Origin of the sequence: Rhizobium aethiopicum (assembly GCF_014197535.1) — a bacterium.
Classification (GTDB): domain Bacteria; phylum Pseudomonadota; class Alphaproteobacteria; order Rhizobiales; family Rhizobiaceae; genus Rhizobium; species Rhizobium aethiopicum_A.
The window spans coordinates 418,803-441,575 of the sequence record NZ_JACIFV010000001.1; the positions used below are offsets into that span (position 1 = coordinate 418,803).

A 22,773-nucleotide genomic window follows, 5' to 3' on the forward strand; every position below is an offset into this window, starting at 1 on the left:
CCGTTCCTTTCAACGGAAATTTAGAAGTCCGTAAATATAAAGCGGGCCCAATCCGTAGTAGCGTAACTGCAGATTTTAGAACCGCCACACGCCACCAGAGGAATCACCCATGAACTTTTACCGGACAACGCGGCTGATGCTGTCGGGCGCCGCCTTTTTCTCGCTCGCCGGCTCGGCCTTCGCTCTCGATGGCACCGATTTGCTGAACAAGATCAATGCCGCTTATGCCGCACAGGGCGGGACCATTGCAGCTGAGAACATCGACATCGACGGCACGACCGTGACCTTGAAGAATGTCACCCTCAAGCCGACCGGCGGCGAAAGCCTGCCCATCGGCGAAATCACCCTTTCCGGCGTCGAAGAAGACGAGGACGGCGGCTATTACATCGAAGAAGCTGCCTTCCCCGACATCAACAAGACCCAAGACGGCGTGACCGTGACGGCGCAGGAGCTGACGCTCGGCGGCATCTCCGTGCCGGCAACGGCTGGCGGCGATACGCTCGATACCATGATGCTTTACGAAACCGCCCATACCGGCCCGCTGAAGGTGGTCAAGGACGGTGCGGAAGTGTTCTCGCTGCTCCAAACCGACATGAACCTGACGCTGCGCGAAGACGAATCCGGCTTCGATTTCGACGGCGCCTTCAAAAGCATGAAGGCCGATCTCAGCAAGGCCGAAGACGCGCAGAGCAAGGACGCGATCGAGAAGCTCGCCCTGCAGCACGTCCAGGGCGATATTACCATGAAGGGCGCCTGGGAACTCGCCCCCGGCACGATCGATATTTCGGAATTCGCCTTCGACTTCACCAACATCGGCAAGCTGAATCTTGGCTTCAAGATCTCGGGTTACACGATGGCTTTCATGAAATCGATGCAGGATGCGATGAAGGAATCCGAAGCCAATCCGAACAAGGAACAGTCGCAGCAGGCGCTCGGCCTTGCCATGCTCGGCCTGATGCAGCAGCTGTCCTTCGAGGCCGCACAGGTGCGTTTCGAAGATGCGTCGATCACCAAACGTGCGCTGGATTATGCGGGTTCGCAGCAGAACATGTCCGGCAAGCAGATGGCGGATTCGCTGAAGGCGATGACGCCGATCATGCTGGCGCAGCTTAATATCCCGGAACTGCAGAACGCCGTTTCGGCCGCGGTCAACACCTTCCTCGACGACCCGAAGAGCCTGACCGTCAAGGCCGCTCCCGAAAAGCCGGTGCCGTTCCCGACAATTGTGGGTGCTGCAATGGGCGCTCCGAACACGCTGCCGCAGGTGCTCGGCGTCAAGGTTTCGGCCAACGACTAATCGCTTGGCTTTTTTCATGAGAGCAGGCTCGGCAGTTCCGCTGCCGAGCCTTTCTATTTCAGGCATATGCAGGCATCCGGCACAAATAAAAAGCCCGGCGATTGCGATCGCCGGGCTTTCTCATTCGACAATGAGCCGAACTCAGTCCTTCTTGACCGGTGGGATCGGCCGGATCGCAAGCTCGCGCAACTGCGTCGGCGTTGCCGGGCTCGGTGCGCCCATCAGCAAGTCCTGAGCCTGCTGGTTCATCGGGAAGAGCGAGATTTCGCGCAGGTTCTTCGCGCCGACGAGCAGCATGATGATGCGGTCGATGCCGAAGGCAGCACCGCCATGCGGGGGCGCGCCATACTGGAAGGCGCGGTAGAGGCCGCCGAAGCGGTCCTCGACGTCCTGCTGCGTGAGGCCGATCTTCTCGAAGGCGGCAACCATGGTTTCCGGCGACTGGTTGCGGATCGAACCCGAGGCGATCTCGAAGCCGTTGCAGACGGCGTCATACTGGAAGGCCTTGATCGTCAAAGGATCCTGGTTCTGCAGTGCGTCGAGGCCACCCTGCGGCATCGAGAACGGGTTATGGGCGAAATCGACCTTCTTCTCTTCCTCGCTCCATTCGAAGAAGGGGAAGTCGACGATCCAGCAGAGTTCGAAGCGGTCGCGGTCGACGAGGTTGAGCTCTTCGCCGGCCTTGGTGCGGGCCTCGCCCGCAAACTTATAGAATTTTTCCGGCTCGCCGGCGACGAAGAAGCAGGCGTCGCCGTCACCGAGACCGAGCTGGGTCCGGATCGCATCGGTGCGCTCCTCGCCGATGTTCTTGGCAAGCGGTCCGGCGCCTTCGAGCTTCTCACCTTCCTTGCGCCAGAAGATGTAGCCGAGGCCCGGCTGGCCCTGGCTCTGCGCCCAGGCGTTCATGCGGTCGCAGAAAGCGCGCGAGCCGCCCGTTCTGGCCGGGATCGCCCAGATCTGGACCTTCGGGTTGGAGGCGATCATGCCGGCGAAGACCTTGAAGCCGGAACCGGCGAAATGCTCGGTCACCGCTTCCATGACGATCGGGTTGCGCAGATCAGGCTTGTCGGAGCCGTATTTGCGGATCGCCTCGTCATAGGGAATGCGCGGCCATTCCTTGGTGACCGGCTTGCCTTCGGCAAACTCCTCGAACACCTTGGTCATCAGCGGACCCATCGTGTTCCAGACGTCTTCCTGGGTGACGAAGCTCATTTCGAGGTCGAGCTGGTAGAATTCGCCCGGCAGGCGATCGGCGCGCGGGTCTTCGTCACGGAAGCACGGCGCAATCTGGAAGTAGCGGTCGAAACCTGCGACCATCAAGAGCTGCTTGTACTGCTGCGGCGCCTGCGGCAGAGCGTAGAAGGTGCCGGGATGAATCCGGCTCGGCACGAGGAAGTCGCGCGCGCCTTCCGGCGAGGAGGCCGTCAGGATCGGCGTGCTATACTCGGTGAAGCCCGCGCCGCCCATTTCACGGCGCATGGCCGAAATCACCTGGGTGCGCTTGACGATGTTCTTGTGCAGGGTTTCGCGGCGAAGATCGAGGAAGCGATACTTGAGGCGAACGTCTTCCGGATAGTCGGGTTCGCCGAACACCGGCAGCGGCAATTCCTTGGCGGCGGAGAGCACTTCGATCTCCTGCGCGTAGAGCTCGATTTCGCCGGTCGCCATGGTCTTGTTGACGGTGTCTTCGGTACGGGCCTTGACGAGGCCGTCGATGCGGATGACCCATTCGCCACGCACGGTTTCCGCCGTCTTGAAGGCGGGGCTATCCGGGTCGGCGACGACCTGGGTGATGCCGTAATGGTCGCGAAGGTCGATGAAGAGAACGCCACCATGGTCGCGAACGCGATGGACCCAGCCGGCGATGCGGACGGTCGAGCCGACATCCGTCTTGCGGAGGGCGGCGCATGTGTGGCTGCGGTAGCGATGCATGATCTCAAATCCTGGCATGTGGCTGAAGACGGCAGCAGGGGTTCGAGGACCCTTCCCGCGCCGACAAGAAAATCGGGCGGAAAAGCGCATGGACGCTCCGATTTGTCAAGGCTTAGCGCGCCCCGCCCCTCGGTTTGGCATGCGTTTATGGCGAGGCTGCGACCCGCAGGCTGCGGCAGTTTGGCCGCGTTTCCCGTATTGATGAAGATGCGGCTCAACTTTAAAAGGGTCGGCATTCTCATCCTGGAGCCTCCGCATGCCTCTGCTGACCCGCCGCAACCTTCTGAAGGCATCCGCCGTCGCCGGCGCCTATAGCGCCGGCATCGCCGTTGCGGGCAAATTCGGGCTTGCCGAGGCGGCGCCGGAGCCGCAGCTGCTGACGGCTGTGAAAACCGAGGCTTTGCTGACCGAGGCGGGTCCGACCAGGGATGTCATGAGCTGGGGCCATGACGGCATGCCGCCGGTTCTGAGGATGACCAAGGGGCGGCCCTACGCGGCAAGGCTGAAAAACGGGCTCGATGAGCCGACGACGATCCATTGGCACGGGCTTCGCATCGACAACCGCATGGATGGCGTGCCCTTCGTGACGCAGCCCTATATCTATACCGGCGACAGCTTCGATTATGTCTTCACGCCGCCGGATGCCGGCACCTTCTGGTATCATCCGCATTGCAACACGCTGACGCAGATGGGACACGGCATGACCGGCATGCTCGTCGTCGAGGATCCGGCCGATCCGGAGTTCGACGCGGAGGTGCTGCTCAATCTGCGCGACTGGCGGCTCGGAGGCGACGGGCAGTTCATCGCGCCCTTCCGGCCGCGCGACGCTGCCAAGAGCGGCACCTACGGCACGGTGCGTACGGCCAACTGGCGCCGGGAGCCGCAATATGATGCGCCGGCCGGCGGGCTGGTGCGGCTGCGCATTGCCATCACCGACGTGACGCGCATCTTCTCGCTGAAGATGGCGGGCGCCGATGCGACCGTTATCGCCATCGACGGCAATCCGGTGCCGAAACGCTTCCCTCTCGACCTTCTGCAGATCGGGCCGGGCCAGCGGCTCGATCTTGTGGTGCGCATGCCGGACGATGAAGGCGCCGTCGCGACACTGGAAGATATTCGCGGCACGGCGCCGAAGACGATCGCCAGCCTGCGTGCGGTCGGGGCATCGCTGAAGCGCGATATCGGCGATCTCGGGCCGCTTGGCCAGAATCCTGTTCCGAAGGCCGATCTTACCGCTGCCGAACAGATCCCGCTGGTGTTGAGCGCCACTGCGGAAAATGCCGCCGTGGAGAGCATCTGCGGCACGCTCGGCTACAGCTTCTGGGCGATCAACAAGGTGCCCTGGCCCGGGGACACGCCCGATCCGACGGCGCCGCTGGCGGAACTGAAGCTCGGCAGGAGCTATGTCTTCAACCTCGAGAACACCACGCCGCACGCGCATCCGATCCACCTGCACGGAATGAGTTTCACGGTGATCTCCTCCTCGACGCGCGAGGTGATGCCACTGGTGTCCGACACCTACCTCGTCCAGCCGGATGAGAAGGTGCAATTGGCCCTCGTCGCCGACAATCCCGGCGACTGGGTGCTGCATTGCCATATCATCGAACATCAGAAGACGGGAATGACCAGCTATATCAGAGTGAGCTGAAGCATTCGCCTTGCCTCAGTTTGGACGTGATTCTTCTTCAGCAATGCTCGAAGCTTATGCTGTTGTATTGACATATCGAAGCGAAAGGAGAAGGAAGGTTCAACCGACCTTTTCCTTGCGAATGAAATGATATGATCGAAACCACCGCCGAATTGGCGGCCGCCTGCAAAGAGCTGGCCAAGTCCGACTTCATCACCATCGATACCGAATTCCTGCGTGAGACGACCTTTTGGCCGGAGCTTTGCCTGATCCAGATGGCAAGCCCGACATTGGAGGTTCTCGTCGATCCGCTGGCGAAGGGCATCGACCTCGCCCCGTTCTTCGAGCTGATGGCGGACACGAAAGTGTTGAAGGTCTTTCACGCGGCGCGCCAGGACATCGAAATCATCTTCAACCGCGGCAATCTCATTCCGCATCCGATCTTCGACACGCAGGTCGCGGCCATGGTCTGCGGTTTCGGCGACAGCGTCTCCTACGACCAGCTGGTCAGCCGCATCAAGAACGTCCATATCGACAAGTCGTCGCGTTTCACCGACTGGAGCCGCCGGCCGCTCTCCGAAAAGCAGCTGGAATATGCGCTGGCCGACGTCACGCATCTGCGCGACGTCTACCTGTCGCTGAAGGCCGAACTCGATCGCGAAGGCCGCACATCGTGGCTGCGCGAGGAAATGGACATTCTCGAGGCGCGTGAAACCTACGACATGCATCCCGACGACGCCTGGCAGCGTCTGAAGATGCGCCTGCGCAAGCCGCAGGAGCTGGCGGTCCTGAAATTTGTCGCCGCCTGGCGTGAGCGCGAGGCGCGGGCCCGCAACGTGCCGCGATCGCGCGTCTTGAAGGACGATGCGATCTATGAGGTCGCCCAGCAGCAGCCCAAGGATTCAGAAGCGCTCGGCCGCTTGCGCACCATTCCGAATGGTTGGGAGCGTTCGGCCGCCGGGACGGCGGTCGTCGAAGCGGTCAATGCGGCGCTCGCCCTTCCGAAAGCCGAGATGCCGCATGTGCCTCGTCAGGCACAGGCCCCGGAGGGCGCAGCTGCCGCCGTCGAACTCTTGAAGGTGCTCTTGAAGCTGATCTCGGAAAAACATGGCGTGGCGCCGAAGGTGATCGCCAACAGCGAGGATCTCGACAAGATTGCCGCCGATGGCGAGAAGGCCGATGTCGCTGCCCTGCACGGCTGGCGGCGCGATCTTTTCGGCGAGCCGGCGCTGCAGCTGATCCAGGGTCAGATCGGGCTGCGTTTCGCCGGCCGAAAGGTTGAAACCGTCAGCCTCTGAAACCAAATCGAATTCGCTTGACGCTTTTTTCCCAGCTGAAACAATGACTGGAGGAAACCTCAGGCGAAGAGGCGGCATGCGGGAAATATCTCCAACGCAGAACTGGATCTTGATCGCGATCGTGCTGGCTGCGAGCGGCGTCGTCTACGATCTGATGTTCTACTCCAATCAGACGCCGGTCATCGGGGCGATCTTCGCGCTCTTTATCGGCATGCCGATTCTCGCCTTCGAGCGCAAAGTTCTGTTTCGTACCCTCTACCGACGCATCCAGAGGCTGCCGACCTTCCTGTTCATCATCACGGAACTGGTGATCTACGAGATCCTGATGAGCATCGGCTTCGCCTGCGCCGGCCTCCTGCTCTGGTCGCTCGGCATGCTGACGCCGTCGTCGCTCGTCGACCTCGTCATCATGCCGTTCGAGGTCTTCCTCTATGCGCTTGCCGTCTGCTCGGCACTGATCTTCATCCTGCGCGTGCGGGAATTGCTCGGCCGCGAAGTATTCGTCAGCATGCTCATCAGCCGCTATCGCAATCCGGTCAAGGAAGAGCGTGTCTTCCTCTTCATCGACCTCGTCGATTCGACTGCTTTTGCCGAAAAGCATGGCGACCTCAGAGCACAGCAGCTGCTGAGCTCACTGTTTGCGACCTTCGCGGAACCGGTGCGGCGCCACAAGGGCATGATCAACGACTATGTCGGCGATGCGGCGATCATTACCTGGCCGCTTGCCCGCGGCGTCAAGGATGCGCGCTGCGTTCGCTGCATCTTCGATATCCTCGCCGATATCGAAGCCAATGCCGCCGGCTGGCGGAAAAAATACGGTCAGGTGCCGAAGCTTCGCGTTGCCCTTCATGGCGGCGAGATCATCACGGCGGAAGTGGGCGTCGATCACCACAAGATCAGCTATTTCGGCGATACGGTGAATACGACCGCCCGGCTGGAGACGCTCTGCCGCAGCCTGAACCGGCAGGTGCTGATCTCGGCGGAGCTGGCCCGGCGCATGACTTTTCCCGACGACATTTCTTGCGAAGATCTCGGGATCCATGCCGTCAAGGGACGCGGCCAGGCACTCGGCGTCATGGCGCTGTCCTCGCGTGCGGTGACCGTTCTGAACACGCCCGCAGTCGTTCTGCACGGCTGAGCAAGTCCATTTATCAGCCGTCACCAAAGCTTCACCCAACCGTCAATTCGCTGACACGGAAGCCCTGTTAAGCGGAAGCCATTCGCATCCGTTCCGTGGGGATATTATGAAGAACATCCTTTCTGCTTCCGTATCGCTTTTCATCCTGATTGCCGGCCCCGTTTCGGCCGACCAGCAGCAGTTCCCGGCCAAGCTCGGCGGCCAGGCGATCCTGCCAGCCAACACCATGGTCCCGGCTCCGGCCGACGCCCCCGAATTCCTCAAGCATTCCGGCAAGTTCACGACGCCGGACCGCAAGCGCACCGAAGCGCTCGGCAGCGTTCCCGGCAAGGACGGCGCGCGCGTGACCGACCTCAAGCTTCAGTTCGACGGCCAGCCGATCCAGGGTTTCTCGGGCATCAAGACGATGGCCGACGGGACCTTCTGGACGCTCTCCGATAATGGCTTCGGTTCCAAAGCCAACTCGTCCGACTCCATGCTGTTCCTGCACCAGATGAAGTTCGACTGGACTGGCAACAAGGCTGAGGTCGTCAAGAACCTCTTCCTCTCCGATCCGAACAAGATCGCCCCGTTCCCGATCGTGCTCGAAGGCACGGAAAAGCGCTACCTCACCGGTGCCGACTTCGACATCGAATCGATCCAGCCGGTTGCCGACGGCTTCTGGCTGGGCGACGAGTTCGGTCCCTACATCCTCAAGGTCGATACCGAAGGTCGCCTGACGGACGTGATCCCGACGACGCTCGACGGCAAGGCGGTGCTTTCGCCCGACAACCCGCTGATCCAGCTGCCGGGCAATCCGGCCGCCAAGATGCCGGTCTTCAACCTGAAGCGCTCCGGCGGCTTCGAAGGCCTTGCCATGTCGAAGGACGGATCCAAGCTCTACGGCCTGCTCGAAGGCGCCATCTACGGGGATGACGGCACAATGGAAACGGCTGACGGCCACACGGCCATCCGCGTCATCGAATTCGAGGCTGCCTCCAAGAAGTGGACCGGCCGCAGCTGGCTTTATCCGTTCGAAGACAAGGGTGTATCGATCGGTGATTTCAACATGCTTGACGACTCCACCGCTCTCGTCATCGAGCGCGACAGCGGCGCCGGCACCAGCGATAAGGCCTGCGCCGACCCGAAGCAGCCGAAGCCGGATTGCTTCGAAGCTCCGGCGGTGCTGAAGCGCGTCTACAAGATCGAGTTCAACGACGCCAATGTCGGCAAGGCCGTCCGCAAGATCGGCTATATCGACCTCCTGAACATCCAGGACCCCGACAACAAGAAGAAGGCCGGCAACAAGGACGGCGTCTACGACATGCCGTTCGTCACGATCGAAAACGTCGACCGCGTCGACGCCACGCACATCGTTATCGGCAACGACAATAACCTGCCCTTCTCGGCCGGCCGCGCCGTCGACAAGGCTGATGACAACGAGTTCAGCCTGCTTGAAGTTGGTGCGTTCTTAAACGCGAAGTAATTGGGGTTTTGGTACGGAATCAGGAGGGCGGCGCGAAGGTGCCGCCCTTCTTGTTTCGCTGCGGATACCCAAGTTTCTCCCTCATTCCTGTGCTCGTCACAGGAATCCAGTGCGCCCAAGTCCTTGAGCGCGAGAGACTATTTCTAACAGTCTTATTGAGTCATTCACCGCGAGGACGCGCGGTGGCTGGATTCCTGTGACGAGCACAGGAATGAGGGAGTGCGAACGGACCGCACCGCCGGAAGAGCCCACGGAAAGAATGCTTCTCTACTCGAACCGGAACGCCAGCCTTTTGTTCGTCAGCCTCGACAGCTGCTGCAGGCGGCCGTCCAGGCGTTCGCCGGCGAAATCGCGATATTCCGGCGGTACGATGAATTCGAGGTCGAAGTCCGGGCTTGACGATTTGCGGAAGGTCAGGTTCTTGACGATGCCGGGCATGGAGGCGGAGAAGAGATAGACGACGCGCAGCATGCCGCCGAGCAGTTTGGCGCGGTCGATGAACTGAGGGGTCGCGATCTGCGCCAGCGGACCGGTGGCGCCGTCGTCATGCAGGCCCTCGAAACGGTAATAATTGGTGAGCGCGATGAAGGCGCGGCCTGGATGGCTGATGCCGACAAAGGAGGAGTGGGCGATGACGTTCAGCGCCTGCAGGCCGCGATAGTCGGGATGGGCGCGCCAGCTGATATCGGCAAGCAGACAGGCGGCCTGACGATAGCGGCTTTCCTCTTCGGTTTCCTGGACGCCGAACAAGGGCATCATGCGGCCGGTCCATTCCGCCAGTTCGCGGGCATGCTCCGGCGAACGGGCACGCAGGATCGCCAATTCGCCTGCAGCGGCCAGCAGCGGGTCGGCGCGGCGCTCGGCCTCAGACAACAGCGAATAGAGATATCCCTCGCGCACGCCCTGCGCCGAGAAGGAAATCACCGACGGCTTCATGACGCTCAAGACTTCCTTCATGGCGATGGCGCCGAAAGGCAGCAGCGAACGGCGATGCTTGGAGACCGCCTGAAGGGCCGGTTCCTTGGAATCGCGCGCGGTGGCCACCTGATCGAGGAACAGTATCATCGCTTCGAGCGACACCTCATAACCCTGCATCATGTGCAGCGGATAATTGGTGATCTCCATGTGCAGCTTCGCGATATTTCGCCAGGTGCCGCCGACGGCATAGAAGGTGCGCCCCTCGCCTTTCGCCAGGAGTTTTGCCGTCTTCACCTGCTTGCGGGCAAAGGTTCGCGCCTTGGAGAGCGAGCCGCCGGCATATTCCGACAGGCGCAGACCGCCGAGCGGCAGCGTGATGCCCTTGCCGACCTCCTTGCCCTTGATGTCGATCAGCTCAAGAGAACCACCGCCGAGGTCGCCGGCAATGCCGTCAGGATTGAAGAAGCCGCTGATGATGCCGAGCGAGGCGAAACGAGCCTCCTCCTCACCGGAGAGCACCCGGACGTGGCGCTGCAGGATCGTCTCGGCCTGATGGATGAAATCAGGGCCGTTGCTCGCCTCGCGGGCGGCGGCCGTCGCCAGCACATACATGGTGGCGGCCCGCGCCTGATCGGACAGGGCCTTGAAACGGTGCAGCGCCGCCAGAGCCCGGGCGACACTCTCTTCGTCCATCTTGCCGGTGACGGCTATGCCCTTGCCGAGGCCGCAGAGGACCTTTTCGTTGAAGAGGATCGTAGGCGAACGGGACAGGCCTTCGTAGACGACAAGACGAATGGAATTCGATCCGATGTCGACGACGGAGACCGGGGCGATCCCTGGAAGGCGCCCCTGGGCTTCAGATTCAACCATATGGTCCAGTTTTACTTGTTGTTGCGGCCTTCGAGCAGACCGGCGATCAGTTTCGGCGCGCTTGATTTCAGAGCTTCACCACGGCCCGACAGGCTCGGATTGGTCATGAAATACTGCTGCGCATTGAACGGTTCCTCGCCCCTGCGCACTTCCATGCGCCGCGACGTACCGTCGGGCAATATCTCGTAGCTTTGTTGATTGTCAATCACGTTGCCGAGCATAATCTGTGACAAGACCTGCTCATGAACAGTCGGATTCGTCAGCGGAACCATGGTCTCGACGCGGCGGTCGAGATTTCTCGGCATCATGTCGGCCGAGCCGATGTAGACCAGCGCCTTGTCCGACGGCAGGCCATGGCCGTTACCGAAGCAGAAGATGCGGCTGTGTTCGAGGAAGCGGCCGACGATCGACTTGACGCGGATCTTCTCGGAGAGACCGGGCACCTGCGGACGCAGGCAGCAGATGCCGCGCACGACGAGATCGATTTCGACGCCGGCATGGCTGGCGCGATAGAGCGCATCGATGATGTCGGGGTCGACAAGCGAGTTCATCTTCATCCAGATCGCCGCTGGCTTGCCGTTCCTGGCGTGCTGAATCTCTTCCTCGATGTGACGCAGGATACGCGAGCGCAACGTATAGGGCGAGACGGCAAGCTGCATGCCCTCTTCAGGTTCGCCATAGCCGGTGATGAAGTTGAAGATATTAGCCATGTCGTGGGCGATGACGGGATTGCAGGTGAAATAGGAGAGATCCGTATAGATCTTGGCGGTGATCGGGTGGTAGTTGCCGGTTCCCAAGTGACAATAGGTCCTGAGCTTCCCTTCCTCGCGGCGGACGATCATCGACATCTTGGCGTGGGTCTTGAGCTCGATGAAACCGAATACGACCTGCACGCCGGCGCGTTCGAGATCGCGCGCCCAGCGGATATTCGCCTCTTCGTCGAAGCGAGCCTTGAGCTCCACCAGTGCTGTCACCGACTTACCGGCTTCAGCGGCGTCGACCAGAGCGCGGACGATCGGGCTGTCGTTCGAGGTGCGGTAAAGCGTTTGCTTTATCGCCAGAACGTCAGGATCGCGCGCAGCCTGGAGAAGGAACTGGACCACCACGTCGAAGGATTCATAGGGGTGATGGACGACCATGTCCTTCTCACGGATGGCGGCGAAGCAGTCGCCGGCATGTTCGCGGACGCGCTCGGGAAATCGCGCGTTGTAGGGCTGAAACCGGAGATCGTCGCGCGGCGCCTTGGTGATCTCCGACAGAGTGTTCAGCGCCAGGAGCCCCGGCAGAACGGCGACGCGATTGTCGGGGATGCTGAGTGCCTGCACGACGAACTGACGCAGCGAGGCCGGCATTTCGGAATCGGTCTCGATGCGGATGACCTTGCCGCGGCGGCGCCGCTTCAGTGCCGTTTCGAAAAAGCGGACGAGATCCTCGGCCTCTTCCTCGACTTCGATATCACTGTCGCGGATGACGCGGAACGTACCGGAACCCTGCACCTCATAGCCCGGATAGAGACGGTGGATGAAGATGTTGGCGACGTCTTCCAGCGTGATGTAGCGGATCGTGTTCCCGTCATCAGTTAGGCGGACGAAGCGGTCGAGCGCTGGCGGCAGGCGCAGCAGCGCCGTCATCGGCTCGCGGCCGTTCTTGCTGACGAGCTGCAGGCCGATCGAAAAACCGAGATTGGGAATGAAGGGGAACGGATGGGCCGGATCGATGGATAGCGGCGTCAACACCGGGAAGATCGCCTGTTCGAATTCGGCCGCCAGCCACTGGCGGTCTGCATCGCTCAAGGCGCCCGGGCGCACGATCAGAATGTCTTCCTTGGCGAGATACTGCTGGAGCACGGCGAGCGAGGCCTGCTGCTCCATCTGCAGATGGTCGATCTCCTGCAGGATCGAATCGAGCTGTTCGGCCGGTGTCTTGCCGTCGGGGCTGCGGATGGCGATGTTCTGGCGCACCTGGCCCTCGAGGCCGGCGACGCGCACCATGAAGAACTCGTCGAGGTTGGCTGCCGAAATCGACAGGAAGCGGACGCGCTCGAGCAGCGGATGTTCGGTATTCAGCGTCTCTTCCAGGACACGGCGGTTGAACTGCAGCCAGGAGAATTCGCGGTTGATGAAGCGCTCGGGGCTGGCCAGCAACTCTTCCAGCGGGGGCACGTTGTCGTTGGTTTCCGGAGTGAGTTCCTGATGTTCTGCGACTGCGCTGTCCATGGTCGGCTTACCCCGTTTTCAATCGCGACGGCAATTATATCAGTTTCACGACGTAACTGTGACAGTCAATCGGCCGGTTCCGAATTTCCCAATTCATTCAATACTTCGGCAGCAAGAGCTCGGGTGATTTTCGTGCCCCGCGACAGGGCCAGCCGGTCGAGCCTTTCGACGATCGTCTGGGCCGCATTCAGCGACCGCTCCATCCGGTTGACGATATAGAGCACGAGTTTGTCATCTATATAAAGCTGCCGGTCGGCGAAGAGCTTGACGATCACCTGCGACAACAGGGCTTCATCCGGCTCACCGATCTCGACGACGGTGGCAGCCTTGAGGCGAGAGCGCAGATCCGGCAGCAGAACCGGCCACGACATCGGCCAGAGACGGCTTGTCATCAGCAGGCTGGTGCCGTTTTCGCGCACGCTGTTGATGACGTGGAAGAGCGTGTTGTCGTCGAAGCCGAGGCGATCGGCATCCTCGAACAGGACAGGGCCGTTCGCCGCCGTGACCGCGGCATTGGAGCCGGCCTTGGGGTGAATGATCTCCGCTCCGCTGTGTTCTTTCCAGATGCCGGCCAGGTGCGATTTTCCCGAGCCGACAGGGCCGGCAAGGATCACGACCGGCGACGGCCAGTTCGGCCATGCATCGACGATCGAGACCGCGGCGGCGAGACGCTCCGAGATCAGGAGATCGTCGCGGCCGGTTGCAACGTCATGTGAAAAGGCCAAGGGAAGCTGTTCTCCGGCCTTGCGCTTCGGATCAGCGTTCTTCACGTCATTCATTGGGTACTGATTTCGTCTTCTGAGCGCGGCCGCCTGATGACCCGCCAAAATAAAGATCGCTCTGAAGGTAACGCGAAAGCGCGAAGCGGACAAGGACGCCGACGGCGGCGGCAGCCGGCACGGCGACCAGAAGACCCACGAAGCCGAAGAGCGCGCCAAAAGCAAACAGCGCAAACATCAGCCAGACCGGATGCAGGCCGACGCTGGAGCCGACGAGCTTCGGCTGCAGGATGTTGCCTTCCAGAAACTGGCCGCTGAAGAAGACCACGAGCACAAGTCCGATCCAGGGATAATCCGGCCAGAACTGCACGATCGCCACGCCGACGGCGAGAACGAGGCCGACCAGCGAGCCGACATAGGGAATGAAGCTGATCATCCCAGCGAAGAGGCCGATCAAGAGGCCGAAATTCAACCCGACAAGGGAAAGGCCGGCGGCATAATAGATGCCGAGAATGAGGCAGAGCGAGCCCTGGCCGCGGATGAAGCCGGCGATTGCCTGATCGATCTCGCTGGCGATCTGGCGGACATCTTTCACGTAGTCGCGCGGAATCCATTGATCGACCTTGGCGACCATGCGGTCCCAATCGAGCAGGATATAGAAAGCGACGACAGGGGTGACGACCAGCAGCGAGATGACGTCGACGATCGCCTTGCCGGAATTCCAGATCTGCGCGAAGAGCCCCGTCAGAAAGCCCATGCCTTCGGAGAGGATGCCGGAGAAATTATCCTTGATCGTGCCGACCTGGCTCCTGATCCACGGCGGCAGCAGCGAATGCTGCGACTGGGCGATGAATTTCTGCAGCTGACTGATATAACCAGGCAGGCGCTCGGCGAAATCATTGAACTGGCTAATCAGCACGGGAATGAGGATCATCAGCGCCAGCGCAAAGACGATGACAAAAGCAATTAGAATGCCGACGGTCGCCATCATGCGGCTGAGGCCCAGGCGCTCCAGCCGGTCGGCGACGGGATCGAGGAAATAGGCGATCGCCATGCCGGCGATGAACGGCAAGAGGATCGAGCTGAACACATAGAGAAAGGCGATGAAGAAGACGAGCACAGCCAGCCAGAAGAAGATCTGGCGCTTCAGACTGTTGCCGCTGACATGCTGTGGCATTGCTTCCCCGTTTCGCTCGACGCCGCCGAACGCCGCTTCTTGTCCGACGCGGCCATTCAGCACATAGGATGCAGGCGCAAAGATGGTCAACCCTGTCACGCCAAATCCCGGAAAGGCCGCTTAAAGACACGGGAAATTGGGGGCTTTTCCCATGCAGCGCTTGCATAAATGCCCCTGTCATGCAATTGCGACCGGCAGATGACGCGGCGCGTCTGCCGCCTGGAAATAGCCATCGGAGATCAGCATGAGCCAGTCTGGAAAAAACGGCCTGACCTATAGCGATGCGGGCGTCGACATCGATGCCGGCAACCTCCTCGTCGAGAAGATCAAGCCGGCGGTGCGCTCGACGCGCCGTCCAGGCGCCGACGGCGAGATCGGCGGCTTCGGCGGGCTCTTCGATCTCAAGGCGGCGGGCTTTACCGATCCGGTCCTCGTCGCCGCCAATGACGGCGTCGGCACCAAGCTGAAGATCGCGATCGACGCCGATTACCACGACACCGTCGGCATCGACCTCGTCGCCATGTGCGTCAACGACCTCGTGGTCCAGGGCGCCGAGCCGCTGTTCTTTCTCGATTATTTCGCGACCGGCAAGCTAGACCCCGACCAGGGCGCGGCGATCGTCGGCGGCATTGCCGCGGGCTGCCGCGAGGCAGGCTGCGCGCTGATCGGCGGCGAGACGGCCGAAATGCCCGGCATGTATTCCTCCGGCGATTATGATCTCGCCGGTTTTGCCGTCGGTGCGGCCGAACGCGGCAAGCTGCTGCCCTCGGGCGATATCGCCGAAGGCGACGTGATCCTCGGCCTCGCCTCCTCCGGCGTCCATTCCAACGGCTTTTCGCTGGTGCGCAAGATCGTCGAACTGTCCGGCCTCGGCTGGGATGCTCCGGCGCCGTTCGCCGAAGGCAGGAAGCTCGGCGAAGCGCTGCTCGAGCCGACCCGCATCTATGTGAAGCCGCTTCTGAAGGCGATCCGCGAAACCGGCGCGCTGAAGGCGCTGGCGCATATCACCGGCGGCGGCTTCCCGGAGAATATTCCGCGCGTGCTGCCGAAGCATCTGGCCGCCGAGATCGATCTTGCCGCCGTCAAGGTGCCGCCGGTCTTCTCGTGGCTCGCCAAATCCGGCGGCGTCGAGGCGAAAGAAATGCTGCGCACTTTCAACTGCGGCGTCGGCATGATCGTCGTCGTCGCTGGAGAGAATGTCGCGGCAGTTTCCGCAGCACTGGACGCCGAAGGCGAAAAGGTCGTCACGCTCGGCCGGATGATTGCTCGCGACGAAGGCGCTGCCGGCACGGTCTACAAGGGCACGCTTGCCCTATGAGCACGCCGCGCAAACGCGTCGTCGTCTTCATATCGGGTGGCGGCTCCAACATGATGGCGCTGGTTGCGGCGGCCAAGGCCGCCGACTATCCGGCCGAGATCGTCGGCGTGATCTCGGACAAGGCAGAGGCCGGCGGCCTTGCCAAGGCGGCTGCCGAAGGTATCACCACCTTCGCCTTTCCGCGCAGGGACTATGCCAGCAAGGAAGCGCATGAGGCGGCGATCTTCTCCGCGCTCGATACGCTTTCCCCCGATATCCTTTGCCTCGCAGGCTACATGCGGCTGCTGACGGCGACCTTCATCCAGCGTTACGAAGGCCGGATGCTCAACATCCACCCTTCCCTGCTGCCGCTGTTCCCAGGCCTGCACACGCATCAGCGCGCCATCGACGCCGGCATGCGCATCGCCGGCTGCACGGTGCATTTCGTCACGGAAGCCATGGATGAGGGGCCGACTATCGGGCAGGCCGCTGTGCCGGTTCTTTCCGGCGACACGGCCGAAAGTCTTGCCGCGCGGGTGCTCACCGTCGAACACCAGATCTACCCGCAGGCGCTGCGGCTCTTTGCCGAGGGTCGTGTGACGATGGAAGGCGGCAAGGCGGTGGCTGCTGAGGTTTCCGCCGTCGCCCCTAAGACGCAATTGATTTCGCTGATCGGCGACTGTGCTTAGATTGCAGATAAAGTCAGCCAACGTCGTTATTCTAGAGCTTGTGCCAATGTCACGGTTCGATGGCTGCCCATATTTAACTGCCGCCACTCCTGTTTGCGACGAATGACATGCCGCAACGTCTCGATTCCCTCTTCTCCCCTTGGGGAGAAGGTGCCCGTAGGGCGGATGAGGGGGCCGCCGAAACCGATCGTTCCTACAATGCGTATGCGGGTTCGATCGCGCCGGCGTTGTCTTGAACACGTTCAGGTTGGTTGGAGTACGGCGTTGCCCAACGTTACGTGAGGGCATGCCGTGCAGCCCCCTCATCCGCCTGCCGGCACCTTCTCCCCGAGGGGAGAAGAGAACATGCCGTGGCCCTTCCGTTCCTTCTGATCTCACTGCGCGGCTCGCCCATATTGGGCAAGCATCTCTCATTGTTTATGCTGCCCTTGTCCTCAAACCGCAGTCTTGGGCGACATTTGCTAAGCCGCCAGCGCGCGGAGCGGATGCAGCGTGCCATCGCTGTAGACGAACCGACCGGCGCAGAAGGTGGCGCGGATGCGATTGATGTCGCCGGGCTCGATCGCTACCAGATCGGCGCGCCGGCCGATGGCAATCTCGCCGCGGTCCGACAAGCCGGCGGAGCTGGCGGCGTTAGCGGTCGCCATGGCGACGGCGGCCGGCAGGCCGCCTTCCACCATGTCGGCGAGCTTGAAGATGCCCGGCACGAAGGCGGCGGGATGATAATCGGCGGCGATGATGCTCAAGAGACCGGCCCTTGCAGCGTCGAGGGCGCTGAGATTGCCTGACATCGACTGGCCTCGCAGGGCGTTCGGGGCGCCCATCAGCGTCCAGAGGCCGCGGCGTCGCGCCTCTTCGGCTGCGGGAGCGGTGACCGGAAACTCGCTGATGGTGACGCCGAGGTCATGCATCTCGGCGACCTTCTCGACACTGTCATCGTCATGCGAGGCGAGCGACAGCTTGTGCTTCAGCGACAGCGCGACGATTTCCTTCAGCGTCGCCTCGATCTCGGGATTGCTGCGCATGGCGATGCGCTTGGCGACGATCTCCGCCGCCATGTCCTCTGAAATGGCGCGGCGCTCGGAAATGCTGAGGATGTAGCTTTGCAGATTGTTGTACTGGCCCTGGCCCGGCGTGTGGTCGGTCAGCGACACCATGTCGATCTGATCGGCATTCAGCAGGCGCTCGAGTGCGGGAGCGGCGCCGACATTGGTGATTTCATAGCGCGCATGGACGCGGTGGTCGATCAGAAGATCGTCGCGCAGCCGGTTGATGCCCTCGATTACCGCCGACGTCGTCTCCAGCGAACGGACGTGGCCATAGACGCTTTCGGTGGCGAAAGAGACCGCGGCAAAGGCTGTCGTCACACCAGCGGCGGCAAGCTTCTTGTCGAGTTCGTGGATGCCGAAATCGATCGGCATCGTCGCGTTCGGCCGCGGCGCGATCTCGCGCTCGATCATGTCGCCATGCAGGTCGACGAAGCCCGGCATCAGCAACCGCCCACCGCCATCGATCGCAGCCCCGGCAACCGGCTCCGGCCGGATCTCGGCGATGGCGCCGTCCTCAACACGCACGGAACCTTCGCTCACCACCTCGCCCGGGAGAACGAGAGTGAAATTGCTGAGCCACATGGGCTTTCTCCTGACCGCATCCGATGATCGACAAACCGCAGCGGATAGAACCGCTTCGTGACAAACGTATGAATTTACGAGCGCCGGCAGTTAATGCCGGAGCTGACATGGGTGATCGGACGATCCCCCCACCTGCTATCTGATCCTATCCTGGTTCAACGCGGCCCATTGCAAAAGCATGATCGTCTTGGCGTCGAAAATCTCGCCGGTCTCGATCATCCGCGCGGCTTCGTTGAGGGGGATTTCCAGGACCTCGATATCCTCATGCTCCTCGTCCAGGCCGCCGCCTTCGGCGACGCGGTCGGCGGTGTCGATCAGGGCTGCGAAGAAGTGGACGACTTCGCTAATGGCGCCCGGCGACATGTAGCATTTGAAGAGGAAGCGCGCCTCGCGCAGGCGATAGCCGGTCTCCTCCATCGCCTCGCGGCGGATCGCCGCCTCTGGATGATCGTTGTCGAGAAGGCCGGCCGGCACTTCGATCACCCAGGCGGGATCGCCGTTCAGATGCACAGCAAGACGGAACTGGCGGACAAGGACGACGAGATCCCGTTTCGGATCATAAAGCAGAATGCAGGCGGCCGGCGTGCGGTGGTAGACCTCCCGCTTCAACCGCTGGGTCGCGCCGTTACGGTCGATATAGTCGAGCAGATAGCTGCTCAACCGCGTCCACCCATTCGATAGTATTTCCTCGGCGACAATCTTTACCCGTGATTTCGGCTGCATCATGCTGCGTCCTTGCGAAGCCAGACCTTGTTGTCGTGTACGGCCGCTCCGCCATAGGGCGCGACCGGGTCGGCGCCCGTCAGAACGTTGATGCCCTCGCCGTCGACATGCGCCTTGTTCGGCCAGAGCCCCTCGGCAATCAGCACGCCCGGCTTCACCTCGGTGGTGATGCGGGCATGGATGCGCAGATCGCCGCGGCTGTTGCCGATGCGGACGAGATCGCCATGGGCGATGCCGTTGGCTTCGGCATCAACAGGATTGATCATCACCTCGGGACGGCCTTCTTTCTGGCGAGACGTCTTGGTCTCCGAAAAGCTCGAATTCAGGAAGTTGCGCGCCGGCGACGTGGCGAGACGGAAGGGATGCTCTGGATCGGCAAGTTCGATGACATCGACCTGATCGGGGAAAGCCGGCAGTTCGGCATGCGGCCCGAGCGCGCCGATGGCGGCCGGCGGCTTGTTCGGTGCAGGCTGGTTGATCCAGTCGGGGCGGAAATGGAACCTGCCGTCCGGATGGGCAAAGCCGTTCAGAAAATGGGCGTCCTCGAAAGCCGGCTGGCGATCGAACCATTTGTGTTCGAGGAAATGGTCGTAGTCCGGCAGGTCGCTTGATTGGAGGATGCGGTCGATCATCTCGCGGGCGGTAAAGCCGAAACCGGGGCGATCGGCGACGCCGAGGCGTTTTGCCAGTTCCTCGATCACGAAGAGATTGGTGCGCACGGTCGGTGGCGGCTCGACCAGCTTCGGTCCCAGCAGGATGTGGTTCTGGCCGCCGGCGCGATAGATGTCGTCGTGCTCGACAAACATGGTCGCCGGGATAACGATATCGGCGACCTCGGCCGTTTCGGTCATGAAATGTTCATGGACGGCGACGAAGAGATCGTCGCGGGCAAAGCCGCGTCCGACAAGGCGCTGCTCGGGAGCGATGTTGGCGGGATTGGTGTTCTGGATCAGCATCGCCGTCACCGGACCGCGATGGCGCAGCGCAACCGCGTCGCCTGTCAGCACGCGGCCGATCTGCGACTGGTCGAGCATGCGGATATCACCATCCTTCATCGACCGGCCGGTCAGTTCCGCATTGTTCATGCGGAAGATATCGCTGTTCGAATGGAAGGCGCCGCCGCCCTCATATTGCCAGGAGCCGAGAACGGTGGCGACCGAGGCGGCTGCATGCATGGCGACCGCGCCGTTGCGCTGGCGGGTGAAACCGTAGCCGAGGCGGAAGAAGGTCTTCTTCGTCGTGCCGATGAGGCGGGCAAAGGCCTCGATCTCCTCGACCGACAGGCCGGTGATGGCAGCGGCCCATTGCGGCGTCTTCGTCTTCAGATGCGCTTCGAGACCTTCGGGATCGTCGGCATATCTCGCCATGTAGTCGCGATCGGCATAGCCGTCGCGAAAAGCGATGTGCATTGTGGCGCAGGCGAGAGCAGCGTCGGTGCCAGGCCTGACGATCAAGGCCATATCGGCCTGTTTCATCGTCGGATTGTCATAGATGTCGATGACGACGATCTTGGCGCCACGCTCTTTGCGTGACTTGATGGCGTGGGTCATCACGTTGACCTGCGTCGAGACCGCATTGGTGCCCCAAATGACGACGCAATCGGTGCGGCCCATCTCGCGCGGATCGGGCCCGCGGAGCACGCCGGTCGCCATGGTGAAGCCGGTCCAGGCCGGGTTGGTGCAGATCGACGAGAAAAAGCCGGAATAGCGCTTGGCGTGACGCAGGCGATCGATGGAATCGCGCTGCACCCAGCCCATGGTGCCGGCATAGAAATAGGGCCAGACCGCCTCGCTGCCGTCCCTCGCCTCGGCCTTCACGAAGGCTGCGGCAATTTCATCCAGCGCATCGTCCCAGGAAATCTGCTGCCATTGCCCTGCCCCCTTGGGGCCGGCGCGGCGCAAGGGGTGCATCAGGCGGTCGGGATGGTAGAGCCGCTCGGCATACCGGGCGACCTTGGCGCAGATGACGCCCGACGTATAGGAATGGTCGCCGGCGCCGCGCACGCGGCCGATGCGTCCGTCCTCCGATATCTCAACCTCCAGCGCGCAGGTGGAGGGACAGTCGTGCGGACAGGCCGTGTGGCCGATCTTGCTGTCCAGCTTCGGGGATTTGGCGTCGATGGGGGTCGCAATGTTCATGGCATTTGTATATGCCAAGGCCTGCATGGCCAAAAGCCAGAAAAACTCCCCATGATACGAATTCGTACGGGCATCAGCGAAAATGAACTACCGCCATATCTACCACGCGGGCAATTTTGCCGATGTGCTGAAACATGCTGTGCTGGCGCGGCTGATCCGCTACATGCAGAAGAAGGAGGGCGCCATCCGCGTGCTCGACACGCATGCCGGCATCGGCCTCTACGACCTCTCCTCCGAGGAAGCGCAGAAAACCGGCGAGTGGCAGGCTGGCATCGGCAGATTGATGGAGGCCGAACTCGGGCCCCAGGTTTCCGAGCTGCTGGAGCCCTACCTCGCGGCAATCCGCGAACTCAATCCCGAGGGCGGCATTCGTTTCTATCCCGGATCGCCGAAACTTGCGCGCATGCTGTTCCGGCCGCAGGACCGGCTGTCGGCGATGGAGCTGCATCCCGAGGATTACGCCCGCCTGCACCGGCTGTTCGAGGGCGATCACCATGCCCGCATCACCGAACTCGACGGCTGGCTGGCGCTCGGTGCGCATCTGCCGCCGAAGGAGAAGCGCGGCATCGTGCTGGTCGATCCGCCTTTCGAGGAAGAGGACGAGTATGAACGCCTGGCCAAGGGACTGGAAAAGGCTTATCGCCGCTTTCCCGGCGGCACCTATTGCCTTTGGTACCCATTAAAGAAAGGCGCGCCAATCAAGGAATTCCACGAGGCTCTGCAGGCGCTCGACATCCCGAAGATGCTTTGCGCCGAACTCACCGTGCGCAGCGACCGCGGCATGACCGGACTGACCGGTTCCGGCCTCGTCGTCGTCAATCCGCCCTTCACATTAAAGGATGAGTTGCACCAGATGCTTCCGGCGCTGAAGGACCATCTCGCCCAGGACCGCTTCGCCTCGCATCGCGCCTTCTGGCTGCGCGGCGAAAACAAGACGGTCAAGGACGATTGACCGGCCAATCCGCATCGGGGATAGTCCGTCCCGCTGCCCCATAGTCTTATCAGGTGTCCCATGAAGCTCCTCTGTTCACCCGCCTCGCCCTATTCCAGCAAGGTGCGGATGGCCGCGCATTTTCTGGGAATCGAGTTGAATGCCATCCGGGTCGATACCAATACCGGGCCGGCGATCCTGATGGACAACAATCCACTCGGCAAGATCCCGACGCTTCTGACCGACGACGGAGCCTCGATCTTCGACAGCGTGGCGATCATGCATTATTTCGACCGGCTGACAAAGGGTGGCCTCTACCCTTCCAAAGATGGCAAACGCACGGATGCGGAGATTCTCGAAGCGCTCTGCGACGGCATCTGCGACTGCCTGCTCACGATCGTCTACGAACGCCGCTTCCGTGACGAGGAGAAGGTTCACCAGCCCTGGATCGACCGGCAATGGAAGAAGGTGACGGCCGGGCTCGCTCACCTCAGCGCCAAGCCGCCGAAACTCGGCAAGAAGCTTAATGGCGGACATTTCGCGCTGGCCGCCATGCTCGACTATCTCGACCTGCGCTTCAAGGACCAGTGGGAAGCCGATCACGCGCCCCTTGTCGACTGGCTGGCGCAGTTCGAAAAGAAATTCCCTGCTCATCGTGAGCTCAGAGCCAGCGCCTGATTCGAGCTGAAACGGAGCACCGGACAGCG

The 22,773-nt window shown here is 61.8% G+C and carries 17 protein-coding genes; 9 read left to right on the top strand and 8 right to left on the bottom strand.

Annotation, left to right across the window (positions count from 1 at the left end):
* Nucleotides 1-109: 109 nt before the first annotated feature.
* The gene (locus tag GGD53_RS02165; RefSeq protein WP_184453115.1) at nt 110-1,297 is read left to right on the top strand and encodes a hypothetical protein; all 1,188 of its coding nucleotides are present in this window, start codon (nt 110-112) and stop codon (nt 1,295-1,297) included.
* Between the two features lie 141 nt (nt 1,298-1,438).
* Here the strand turns inward: GGD53_RS02165 and aspS are convergent, their stop codons facing one another.
* Nucleotides 1,439-3,229: an aspartate--tRNA ligase gene (gene aspS / locus GGD53_RS02170; RefSeq protein ID WP_184453118.1), complete on the bottom strand. Its 1,791-nt coding sequence runs from the start codon at nt 3,227-3,229 to the stop codon at nt 1,439-1,441.
* A gap of 256 nt (nt 3,230-3,485) precedes the next feature.
* Between aspS and GGD53_RS02175 the strand changes: the two genes are divergently transcribed.
* The 4 genes from GGD53_RS02175 to GGD53_RS02190 all read left to right on the top strand — a co-directional run bounded on the left by GGD53_RS02175 (nt 3,486) and on the right by GGD53_RS02190 (nt 8,757).
* Complete coding sequence (locus GGD53_RS02175) at nt 3,486-4,877, top strand: multicopper oxidase family protein (RefSeq protein WP_184453120.1); 1,392 nt, start codon at nt 3,486-3,488, stop codon at nt 4,875-4,877.
* A gap of 131 nt (nt 4,878-5,008) precedes the next feature.
* A complete protein-coding gene (rnd, locus tag GGD53_RS02180; RefSeq protein ID WP_184453121.1) occupies nt 5,009-6,154 on the top strand; it encodes a ribonuclease D in 1,146 nt (381 codons plus the stop codon).
* A 76-nt stretch (nt 6,155-6,230) separates the two neighbouring features.
* On the top strand, nt 6,231-7,292 hold the full coding sequence (locus GGD53_RS02185; protein WP_184453123.1) for an adenylate/guanylate cyclase domain-containing protein: 1,062 nt from the start codon (nt 6,231-6,233) through the stop codon (nt 7,290-7,292).
* Nucleotides 7,293-7,398: 106 nt separating this feature from the next.
* The gene (locus GGD53_RS02190; RefSeq protein WP_184453125.1) at nt 7,399-8,757 is read left to right on the top strand and encodes an esterase-like activity of phytase family protein; all 1,359 of its coding nucleotides are present in this window, start codon (nt 7,399-7,401) and stop codon (nt 8,755-8,757) included.
* 267 nt (nt 8,758-9,024) lie between these two features.
* On the opposite strand, the gene ppx is transcribed toward GGD53_RS02190, so the two are convergent.
* The 4 genes from ppx to GGD53_RS02210 form a co-directional block, all read right to left on the bottom strand.
* Nucleotides 9,025-10,545, bottom strand: a complete 1,521-nt coding sequence (gene ppx, locus GGD53_RS02195; protein WP_184453127.1) for an exopolyphosphatase — start codon at nt 10,543-10,545, stop codon at nt 9,025-9,027.
* An 11-nt stretch (nt 10,546-10,556) separates the two neighbouring features.
* Nucleotides 10,557-12,761, bottom strand: coding sequence for an RNA degradosome polyphosphate kinase (locus GGD53_RS02200; protein ID WP_184453129.1), 2,205 nt, complete (start codon nt 12,759-12,761; stop codon nt 10,557-10,559).
* Nucleotides 12,762-12,826: 65 nt separating this feature from the next.
* The gene (gene hdaA / locus GGD53_RS02205) at nt 12,827-13,540 is read right to left on the bottom strand and encodes a DnaA regulatory inactivator HdaA (RefSeq protein ID WP_184453131.1); all 714 of its coding nucleotides are present in this window, start codon (nt 13,538-13,540) and stop codon (nt 12,827-12,829) included.
* Entirely contained in the window at nt 13,533-14,657 is a 1,125-nt protein-coding gene (locus GGD53_RS02210; RefSeq protein WP_184453506.1) for an AI-2E family transporter, read from the bottom strand. The genes hdaA and GGD53_RS02210 overlap by 8 nt, the downstream gene beginning before the upstream one ends.
* 244 nt (nt 14,658-14,901) lie before the next feature.
* Between GGD53_RS02210 and purM the strand changes: the two genes are divergently transcribed.
* Entirely contained in the window at nt 14,902-15,975 is a 1,074-nt protein-coding gene (gene purM / locus GGD53_RS02215; RefSeq protein ID WP_184453133.1) for a phosphoribosylformylglycinamidine cyclo-ligase, read from the top strand.
* Nucleotides 15,972-16,643 carry a phosphoribosylglycinamide formyltransferase gene (gene purN, locus GGD53_RS02220; RefSeq protein ID WP_184453135.1) on the top strand — a complete coding sequence of 224 codons (672 nt, stop codon included), beginning with the start codon at nt 15,972-15,974 and terminating at the stop codon, nt 16,641-16,643. Before purM ends, purN begins: the two co-directional genes overlap by 4 nt.
* A gap of 461 nt (nt 16,644-17,104) precedes the next feature.
* Here purN and GGD53_RS02225 read toward each other — a convergent pair whose 3' ends face one another.
* The 3 genes from GGD53_RS02225 to GGD53_RS02235 all read right to left on the bottom strand — a co-directional run bounded on the left by GGD53_RS02225 (nt 17,105) and on the right by GGD53_RS02235 (nt 21,162).
* Nucleotides 17,105-18,274, bottom strand: a complete 1,170-nt coding sequence (locus GGD53_RS02225) for an alpha-D-ribose 1-methylphosphonate 5-triphosphate diphosphatase (protein ID WP_184453137.1) — start codon at nt 18,272-18,274, stop codon at nt 17,105-17,107.
* A gap of 135 nt (nt 18,275-18,409) precedes the next feature.
* Nucleotides 18,410-19,000: an NUDIX domain-containing protein gene (locus GGD53_RS02230; RefSeq protein WP_184453139.1), complete on the bottom strand. Its 591-nt coding sequence runs from the start codon at nt 18,998-19,000 to the stop codon at nt 18,410-18,412.
* The gene (locus GGD53_RS02235; protein WP_184453141.1) at nt 18,997-21,162 is read right to left on the bottom strand and encodes a molybdopterin-containing oxidoreductase family protein; all 2,166 of its coding nucleotides are present in this window, start codon (nt 21,160-21,162) and stop codon (nt 18,997-18,999) included. Before GGD53_RS02235 ends, GGD53_RS02230 begins: the two co-directional genes overlap by 4 nt.
* Before the next feature lie 55 nt (nt 21,163-21,217).
* Here GGD53_RS02235 and GGD53_RS02240 point away from each other — a divergent pair, with 55 nt between their 5' ends.
* Both GGD53_RS02240 and GGD53_RS02245 read left to right on the top strand, forming a co-directional pair.
* Nucleotides 21,218-22,087: a 23S rRNA (adenine(2030)-N(6))-methyltransferase RlmJ gene (locus tag GGD53_RS02240; protein ID WP_184453143.1), complete on the top strand. Its 870-nt coding sequence runs from the start codon at nt 21,218-21,220 to the stop codon at nt 22,085-22,087.
* A 60-nt stretch (nt 22,088-22,147) separates the two neighbouring features.
* The gene (locus tag GGD53_RS02245) at nt 22,148-22,744 is read left to right on the top strand and encodes a glutathione S-transferase (RefSeq protein WP_184453145.1); all 597 of its coding nucleotides are present in this window, start codon (nt 22,148-22,150) and stop codon (nt 22,742-22,744) included.
* Nucleotides 22,745-22,773: the final 29 nt, after the last annotated feature.